This window comes from Neobacillus drentensis (genome assembly GCF_036965645.1).
GTDB lineage: Bacteria > Bacillota > Bacilli > Bacillales > Cytobacillaceae > Neobacillus > Neobacillus drentensis_D.
The window spans coordinates 11,243-20,262 of the sequence record NZ_JBALPZ010000054.1; the positions used below are offsets into that span (position 1 = coordinate 11,243).

A 9,020-nucleotide genomic window follows, 5' to 3' on the forward strand; every position below is an offset into this window, starting at 1 on the left:
TAACACAATTTAAATACACATTTTCAGGAAGGGTGCCCCAAGACGGAGCATCCTTTTTCGTGTTAGCGTTTATAATTTATGTTTTGTTGCATCATTTCCTAATCATTTGCATTTTCTTTGTTAGAAAATCTCCCGTATTTTAGGACAATTAAAAATAAGATTGCTATATTCATAGAATCTTAGAATAAGGGGAGAATAAGAATGGGGAATTGGAGTAAGAAATCTATTTCGTTTGTAACTAGTTTTGTATTAGCAGGAAGTTTGCTTGCAGTGCCAGTAGGTTCCACGGCACATGCTGCGGCGAACACTGCCAGGCCTGTCGCGAAAAGTGTTTTATCCGTTAAGATTGAGGAGGCGACGATCCAAGAATTGGAGCAGGCCATGCAGACGGGGAAGTTAACCTCTGAACAATTGGTCCAATTCTACTTGGATCGTATCGCGGAATACGATGATAGTATTAACTCTATTATTACGATTAACAAAGATGCGCTGGCAGAGGCAAAACAGCTGGATCAAGAACGGAAAACCGGCAAAGTTCGCGGTGCCTTACATGGAATCCCGGTTATTTTGAAAGACAACTTTGATACATATGATATGCCTACAACAGCCGGTTCCTTGTCACTTAAAGGATCAATTCCATTGGATGATGCCTATCAAACAAAGAGATTAAGAGAAGAAGGAGCTATTATCCTAGGAAAAGCCAATCTTCATGAATTCGCATTTGGATTTGAAACGATCAGTTCTTTGGGAGGACAAACATATAATCCTTATGATACAACAAGATATCCTGGCGGCTCGAGCGGCGGTACAGCAGCGGCCGTAACATCAAATTTTGTTACGGTAGGTTTAGGAACAGATACAGGAGGTTCAATACGGATTCCTTCATCGTTTAATGATCTTGTTGGAATTCGGCCTACCATGGGACTAGCCAGCAGGGATGGAATTATTCCTCTTGCACTTTCTCAGGATGTGGGTGGACCGATTGCTCGTACGGTGGAAGATGCAGCAGTCGTGCTGGATGCGATTGCCGGGTATGACCCTGCTGATCCGGTGACAGAAGCAAGCATTGGTAAAGTTCCGCAGACGTATACACATTATCTTAAAAAGAATGGTTTGAAAAAAGCACGCATTGGGGTGGTACGAGCTTTATTTGGAAACGATCCGCAAATAAATAAGGTCATGGACCAAGCTATTGCAGATATGAAAGAACAAGGTGCGGAAGTTTACGAGGTGTCGATTCCTAATTTAAATGAAATTCTAGCGTATCCTAGCTTAAGTGGCTTTGAATTTAAGTTTCAGTTGAATGATTACTTAGCTTCACTCGGGCCGAATGCGCCTGTTCACTCATTGACAGATATCATCAATAGTGGATTATTTCATCCAAGTTTAAAAAGCGGGTTAATCGCTAGAAATAACAAAGTGTCGTTAGATAATGATCCGGAATATCTAAGAATTATTACGAATCGTCCGAAACTGTCTAAGGAAAGCTTAATGACTACTTTTAATGAATATGGTCTGGATGCGCTAGTCTATCCAACTTCTAATGCATTGCCAGCCGTGGTTGGAAGCGGTCAAGGAGCAGGAAATGCCAATCGTTTAAGTCCGTTTTCAGGATTCCCAGCCATTTCGATGCCTGCCGGTTTCAGTGATAGTGGTTTACCAATTGGGATGGAGTTGTTAGGAAAAGCATTTGATGAGCCCACATTAATCAAATTGGCATATTCCTATCAAGAGGCGTCAAACAATCGAAAAGCCCCTGTTTTAAAATAAACAATCATATTTTCATAACTCCCGAAGGCCGTGATTAAAAAGTAGTTAGGTCAATAAGAAGGAAATTTCTATAAAAAAGGTGACGAGGAGAACCTCGTCACCTTTTTTACTGGAACAATCAACCCGATGTAAGCCTATTTTTACCTTAGTTGATTTCTTTTTAGTAAGAGTAAAGAAGAAAACACAACCTATAAAAGAAGTGGTAAATAGTATAACACCCATTGGGACAGCCGTTGACTCATTAATCCCCACAAGAGGCGACACAAACGAACCAATTAATAATGGGAGCATGCCTAAAACCGCACTTGCACTCCCTGCACGATTTCCTTGTTTTTCCATCGCTAGAGTGAATGAACTTGTTAGAACCATCCCCATTGTGGTCATGTAGATAAAGATTGGGATTACTATCGTAGCTAATGGCCCTTCGATAATCGTCATGACAAGAAGGACAAAAGTGGCACCTACAGCCGTCATAACTGCGATCCGTAGCAGACTTCTTTCAGGAACAATCCCTGCAAACCGCCCAATGAGAAAACTCCCTGTAATAATGGCCAGCCCATTAATCCCAAATAAAATACTAAACACTTGGGGAGAAACATCATAAATTCCTTGATAGACAAAAGGAGTCCCCGATACGTATGCAAAACTGCCCCCGTGTACAAATCCTACAATTAAGGCATAGCCAATAAACGAGCGGTCCTTGCATAAACTCCCCATTGTACGTAATGAATGACCAATAGAGCTCGGAACTCTCTTTTCCAGTGGTAAGGTTTCTTGTAGACGCAAGGCAACCACTAAAACAATAAAAATCCCTAGAAAAAATAAGAAGTAGAAAATGGTATGCCAGCTGGCAGATGGCAATAGAAGGATGGCACCGCCTGTCATGGGAGCAATCATCGGAGCTGTTGAATTGATCACCATTAAAAGGGCAAAGAATTTTGTGAGTTCCTTACCACTAAACACATCACGTACCACTGCCCTGGAAAGGACGATTCCTGCGGAGGCAGTAAACCCTTGTAAAAACCGGGATGCGATTAAAATGATTATATTTGGAGCAAGTGCACAGAGAAGGGATGCGAATGCAAATAAAGTAATAGAAATAAATAATGGCTTTCTTCTGCCTTTTGCATCACTAATCGGTCCAACAATGACTTGACCGACCGCTAGCCCAATTAAACACGCAGTTAAACTCAGCTGTACAAGTGAGGCACGCGCCCCAAAATCATGTCCAATACTCGGGAAACTTGGTAAATACATATCAATATTAAAGGGTCCAAGCATTCCAAGTAAACTTAGCAGAACAGCTAATCCGAACCGCTGCCTTCCTGTTGGATTATGTTGCATAAACTTAACACCTTCCGTTCTTGTTATCTTGTTGCGATTTTCGAAATTTTCGCAAGACTAAAAAGGACTTTCACAGTATACCATAGGATATAGTTTAATAAGTTGAATTGTTGAAAAATTTATTTTTTAAAGGCTATCGCAAAAGGTACAATTGACTAGTAAATAAATTAATTGATAGTATTAAGGTAAATAAAACACAGGCTTTAGGGCCTTTTGGACAAGAATAGGGTGGTACAGATGGAATCGACTCCACAAAAACAACTAATAACCAATTGGTTATCTTTCTCCAATCTGCAACTGAAAATTACAAATGAATTAGAAGACAGCCTTCAGCAGAAACATCAATTATCGTTGAATGAATTCTACGTTCTCTTATTTTTAGCAGAAGCTCCTGAGAAAAAGTTAAAATTACAACAGCTGCAGAATATGGTGGGGTTAAGTCAGAGTGCCATGTCTAGACTGGTAAGCCGCTTTGAAGCAAGGGACTGTGGAGCCTTAAAAAGGCATATTTGTACAGACGACCGCCGAGCCATTTTTACCTCATTAACAGCAGAAGGGGAGGAGAAGCTTAAAAAGGCAATGGTTACGTTTCAAGAAACTCTTGAAAAAACGTTTTCGAAAGAAACGGTTCTTGGAGAGCTGCAGCAGCTGCTGAATCAGTTAAATGAGGATGGGGCCGATTAGAATCCACTAAGGTATGGATTGCTTGGTCCCATTTTTTTATGTTGAATCAAGTTGCTTGACGGACAAAATAACCGTATGCTAATTTATATGCATGCACATACATTTTAAATGCGCAACAAACTATAAGCAGATTTAGATGCGAAAATAACGTGGTAAAATTGGCGGAAAAGGTAGACGCTAACGAAAGTAAAACCACTCAACCTTGTATCAAGTCATGCTATCACATAAAGGGAGTGTTCGGATGGATCATTTATTTTCACCATACCAAATTAAAGGATTACAGTTGAAGAACCGCGTGGTTATGCCGCCGATGTGTCAGTACTCTGTAACCAATAAGGATGGAATTGCCACCGATTGGCATTATGTACATTATGTTAGCCGTGCGATTGGCGGTTCCAGCTTAATCATCATTGAAATGACCGATGTGGAACCAGATGGACGCATCACTGATTATGATTTAGGCTTGTGGTCAGACGAGCACATCCCTGCCTTGAAACGCATTGTTGACGCTTGTCATCACCATGGGGCAAAAGTGGGTATTCAAATCGCCCATGCCGGACGAAAAGCCCAAGATGCAAAAGAGCCCGTTGCACCATCAGCGCTACCATTTGATGAAAAATCCAAAACACCAAGAGCTCTCTCTACAGAAGAAGTAAAAGACATGGTAGAGAAATTCCGTCTTGCTGCACAGCGGGCCATCAAAGCAGGGGTGGACGTAATTGAGCTTCATGGTGCCCATGGGTACCTAATTCATCAATTCACGTCAGCTTATACGAATAAAAGAACAGATGAGTATGGACAGGAATTAACGAAATTTGGGAAAGAAGTCATTCAGGCAGTCAAAAGTGAAATGCCTGAAGATATGCCATTAATTTTGCGAATCTCGGGAAGAGAGTACGTAGAGGGTGGTTATGGAATCGATGAAGCTATAGAATTTTCAAGAGAATTCCAAAAAGCCGGTGTCGATATGTTCCATGTAAGCGCAGGGGGAGAAGGCCCAATCGCTGCAGAAGGAAGACCAGGAACACACGTCGCTTACCAAGTACCATTAGCAAGAGCGATTAAGCAAGCACTTAATGTCCCTGTTATTGCAGTGGGCAGATTGGATGAACCAGGACTGGCCAACTCTGTAATCGGGAATGAAGATGCAGACCTTGTTGCCGTTGGAAGAGCCATGTTAAGAAATCCTTATTGGGCATTAGAAGCTGCAACCGTACTTCACAAAGAAATAGAAATTCCACGACAATATGAACGCGGATTCCCAAGACGCTAAGAGCATGGGTAAGAGCATGGGGACGGTTCTCTTGCTTCCATTGGAAGCAAAGGAACCGTCCCCATGTTTTTCAATGTAATCCGAGAAGCATAGCCCACAAAAAAGAAAGCAAACTAAAATCGTGGGTGCAGGAAAGCATCCTTACTTAAATCATTAGGATGGTGCAAAAGACATGGAAAAAAACAAAAAGAGCAAGTTTTCAAAAAATAAAAAAGGTGCTCCAGAGGCTGATGTAGAATTTGCAGGAGAAAATGGCCTTGAAAAAGTAGCGATAAAGGCCCAAAAAAATCATAATCGCTAAGCCAATAGGGACAGTAAACCTGTCCCTATAGTTTCAATTAGATCGTCATTTGGCGGTCTTTTTATATTGCCTAATAATGATTTCATATAATATGGGTAATCTAAAAAAGGAGGGCTGCTAATGATCGTCTATCACGGCTCAATTAAAAAATTTGAACAATTTAATAAAGATACAGTGGTCCAAAAAATGAGTAATGATATCGATACCATTGGATTTTGGTTTACTTCAGATATCCATTCAGCAAAACCATTTGCCATCGGAACGGATACCGTTATCGAAAAATCCGAAACAGAATTTTGGGATGATGGAGAACCCAAAATCGTGCAAAACGAAAAACCAGTCCGTGGATATATTTACAGGGTTTACATCGATGAACCATATCTAAAAGTATACGAATCCTATGATACATTCATGAGTGAACGTGACATCTATTGTGATTATTTAGCAACCAAAAAAAGAAACCCTACCTGGAAAGATCAAGTTATTTTATTAAATAAAGAAGAAGCCAATACCAATCTTCGGAAAAATTTAATCAAACAGGGATACGAGGGTTTGATAATCCGAAACACAACGCTTCATAACAAGATTACAGATTTGTATTGTATCTTTTCGGAAAATGCCCCCTATATAGCCGACGTCATGCCAGTAAATGAACTGGAGCCATGAAAAAAAGCGCGAAAGCATTTCGCACTTTTAGATAGATGACTTTTCCATAAGAAAAGCCTCAATGATTTCCCCCAGCTTTTGTAGGTCCGGCTGCCAGACATCACCTGAAAATTCTCTTAAAGTGGTAAGCGCGCTTTTAATAAGGAATTTCCGCGGCGTTTTGGAATGGATGACTTCCTCCTGAATAAAGTCCAGTAACTCAAAATGTTCAAGTTGATCGATGCCCTCATTCATATGTTTTTTTAAAGCGGAAATAATGTGATATAGTTTCTTCTCTAACGCCAGTTCTGTTTTATTGCATTCAGGCAGCCATTTTGTAAAGATCTCTGGGTCCAATAATTGATCCCCGCTTCGTTCCACTTCATGCACCATTTTTACCACTCGTTCTACCGTAAAACGGATGACCTGTTTCAAACTGCTATCCATTTCATGAGCCAAAAAATGATAGTGAATATTATGATGGAGCATCCCAGTGAACATAACTGCGCAATCAAGTAAATGGGGATGTGTGGCTTTTTCAAAAATGTCTAAAAAGCGTTGATAGATCCATCTAAGGTGCAAAATTTGCATCCGTTTTAAAAATTGCTTTAAGGAGGGGTCATTAGAGACAAAGACCTCTTCAAAAAGGGTTAACAGTTTATTTCTCTTATTAAAAGCCATGTGCAGCTCAAGCTGTTCGATAAATACTTCAATATCAGCAGGATCTTGTCCAATTAAGAGATGGTTACGCTCCTGATCGATTTTCTTCCCCAATGAAGTAAATATGGCAATCAGCAATTCATTTTTGGAGGAAAAATAATTATAGAAGGTACCCTTTGAGATACCGCTGAATTCCAAAATATCAATAATCGAAGTAGCTTGAAAACCTTTTTCGACAAACAACTGATGGGCTTTCGCAATCACTTGCTGCTTTCTATCGTTCATTAAAATCACCTTTATTTTCAGATTAGACTGATAGTATAAAATGATTGTACCTCATTTTAGGATCTTAGACAAATAACGTTAATTTCCTGATATTTTTTGTTGCAAAAAATGAACTATCGGTTTATGATAGTGTCTATGCAGAATAACAGTACAAAAAAATGTACCATTAGTTTACACGAGGGGGAGTACAAATTGGAACCAACGATAACAAGTAATCGACCGCCCTATGGCATTATCGCCATTTTGATGATCGGTGCGTTTATTTCCATGTTAAATGAAACATTATTGAATGTTGCCTTGCCATCCATCATGAAGGATTTAGATGTAAATGCATCAACCGTTCAATGGCTGGCAACTGCCTATATGCTGGTTAATGGGGTTATGATTCCAGCAACTGCGTTCTTAATTCAAAAATATTCAGTAAGAGGATTATTTTTGACAGCCATGGGCTTATTTACGGCAGGTACGATTATTGCCGGATTTTCGCATGTTTTTCCATTATTATTAGTGGCCAGGATGATTCAAGCATCAGGTTCAGCGATTATGATGCCATTATTAATGAATGTCATGTTAACAAGCTTTCCGCCTGAAAAAAGGGGAGGAGCGATGGGTCTTTTTGGATTGGTATTCATTTTTGCCCCAGCCGTCGGACCAACTCTATCAGGTTATTTAATCGAACATAACAGCTGGAGAATTTTGTTCCACCTCGTATCACCAATCGCGGCTGTAGTTCTATTGGTTTCTATTTTCTTATTAAAAGATAAAAAAGGCAAAGTAGATATCCGTCTAGACCTATTATCATTGGTGTTATCAAGTATCGGATTTGGCGGACTGCTATATGGATTTAGTTCTGCCGGTGATAAAGGCTGGGATAGCCCTCAGGTGTACGTAACCATTATTGTAGGTGCAATCAGCTTGGTGTGGTTTGTGCTGCGTCAAAACAAACTTGAAAAGCCGATGTTGAATTTCAAAGTTTATCGTTATCCGATGTTTGCTTTATCATCTGTTATTTCGATCGTTATCGCCATGGCGATGTTCTCAGCGATGCTGCTTTTACCGATTTATGTGCAAACGATTCTCGGTATTACACCATTAAAATCAGGTTTATTAATGCTTCCTGGTTCAATCTTAATGGGGATTATGAGCCCAATCACTGGGAAATTATTCGATAAATTCGGTGGCAGGGTTCTTGCGATCATTGGTTTATCGATTACGATCTTTACAAGCTATATGTTCAGTACATTAACATTAGATACCAGCTATACGGAATTAATGCTAATCTACTCAGCACGTATGTTTGGGATGTCAATGGTTATGATGCCCGTTATGACAAACGGATTAAATCAGCTTCCTGCACGGTACTATCCGCATGGTACTGCGATGAATAACACGTTACAGCAGGTATCAGGTGCGATTGGTTCGGCTCTCTTGATTACGATTATGTCTAACCGTACGAAAACCCATGCCACTGAACTTGCTGATTCTGCGATGAAGCATGTAACTGGTAAACCGACTGCGGAAATGATCGCTCAAATGAAGCAAGAAATTGCCATGAAGGCGATGTTAGAGGGCATTAACGATGCATTCCTTGTTTCTGTTGGAATTGCTCTAATCGCTCTAGTTCTTGCATTCTTTATTAAAAGGGCGAAGCAGGCTGAAGATCCGGAAGAGCCTAAGGCTGCGCACAAAGCAGTCGCTAACAAACTTGCAGAGAATTAATATGGAGAGGGTGCCCTAGCTAAGGGCATCTTTTTTTACGTTAATCACTTTTAATCAAACGTACATAAAAATAACCGTAGATTACAAACTAAAACCAGAGGTAATTTTTACTAAACATGAGAAGGACCCTAAGTGAATACAATCAAAGAATGGGATGTGTATAAATGCCTAAAAAAATAGATAATTATCCAAAGTGCTTCGTTCAGATTAATGACCATATGGGTAAACTGTCCCGATTTTAGAATAGCGTTAATACATATTAGTTCAGTCTCTAAATTTACAACTGATCCTGGACCATGGTGTGTATCAATTTAAATTTCGGCTGTGTTAATCTTGGAT

The 9,020-nt window shown here is 39.9% G+C and carries 8 protein-coding genes; 6 read left to right on the forward strand and 2 right to left on the reverse strand.

The genetic code is table 11. The annotated features are described in order from the left end of the window. The first annotated feature begins 201 nt into the window (after positions 1-201). A complete protein-coding gene (locus V7266_RS11240) occupies positions 202-1,770 on the forward strand; it encodes an amidase family protein (RefSeq protein WP_335467977.1) in 1,569 nt (522 codons plus the stop codon). Between the two features lie 45 nt (positions 1,771-1,815). Here V7266_RS11240 and V7266_RS11245 read toward each other — a convergent pair whose 3' ends face one another. Then, positions 1,816-3,114 (reverse strand): Bcr/CflA family efflux MFS transporter, encoded by a 1,299-nt coding sequence (locus V7266_RS11245; protein WP_335467978.1) that lies wholly within the window; start codon positions 3,112-3,114, stop codon positions 1,816-1,818. 237 nt (positions 3,115-3,351) lie between these two features. Between V7266_RS11245 and V7266_RS11250 the strand changes: the two genes are divergently transcribed. The 4 genes from V7266_RS11250 (at position 3,352) to V7266_RS11265 (ending at position 6,038) form a co-directional block, all read left to right on the forward strand. Beyond that, positions 3,352-3,798 carry a MarR family winged helix-turn-helix transcriptional regulator gene (locus tag V7266_RS11250; RefSeq protein ID WP_335467979.1) on the forward strand — a complete coding sequence of 149 codons (447 nt, stop codon included), beginning with the start codon at positions 3,352-3,354 and terminating at the stop codon, positions 3,796-3,798. Between the two features lie 241 nt (positions 3,799-4,039). Beyond that, positions 4,040-5,071 carry an NADH:flavin oxidoreductase/NADH oxidase gene (locus V7266_RS11255; protein ID WP_335467980.1) on the forward strand — a complete coding sequence of 344 codons (1,032 nt, stop codon included), beginning with the start codon at positions 4,040-4,042 and terminating at the stop codon, positions 5,069-5,071. Between the two features lie 172 nt (positions 5,072-5,243). Next, positions 5,244-5,372, forward strand: coding sequence for a hypothetical protein (locus V7266_RS11260; RefSeq protein ID WP_335467981.1), 129 nt, complete (start codon positions 5,244-5,246; stop codon positions 5,370-5,372). 120 nt (positions 5,373-5,492) lie between these two features. Next, on the forward strand, positions 5,493-6,038 hold the full coding sequence (locus tag V7266_RS11265) for a hypothetical protein (RefSeq protein ID WP_335467982.1): 546 nt from the start codon (positions 5,493-5,495) through the stop codon (positions 6,036-6,038). Positions 6,039-6,065: 27 nt separating this feature from the next. Here V7266_RS11265 and V7266_RS11270 read toward each other — a convergent pair whose 3' ends face one another. Next, positions 6,066-6,962, reverse strand: a complete 897-nt coding sequence (locus V7266_RS11270; RefSeq protein ID WP_335467983.1) for a TetR/AcrR family transcriptional regulator — start codon at positions 6,960-6,962, stop codon at positions 6,066-6,068. A 246-nt stretch (positions 6,963-7,208) separates the two neighbouring features. Between V7266_RS11270 and V7266_RS11275 the strand changes: the two genes are divergently transcribed. After that, positions 7,209-8,681 carry a DHA2 family efflux MFS transporter permease subunit gene (locus V7266_RS11275; RefSeq protein WP_335467990.1) on the forward strand — a complete coding sequence of 491 codons (1,473 nt, stop codon included), beginning with the start codon at positions 7,209-7,211 and terminating at the stop codon, positions 8,679-8,681. Positions 8,682-9,020: the final 339 nt, after the last annotated feature.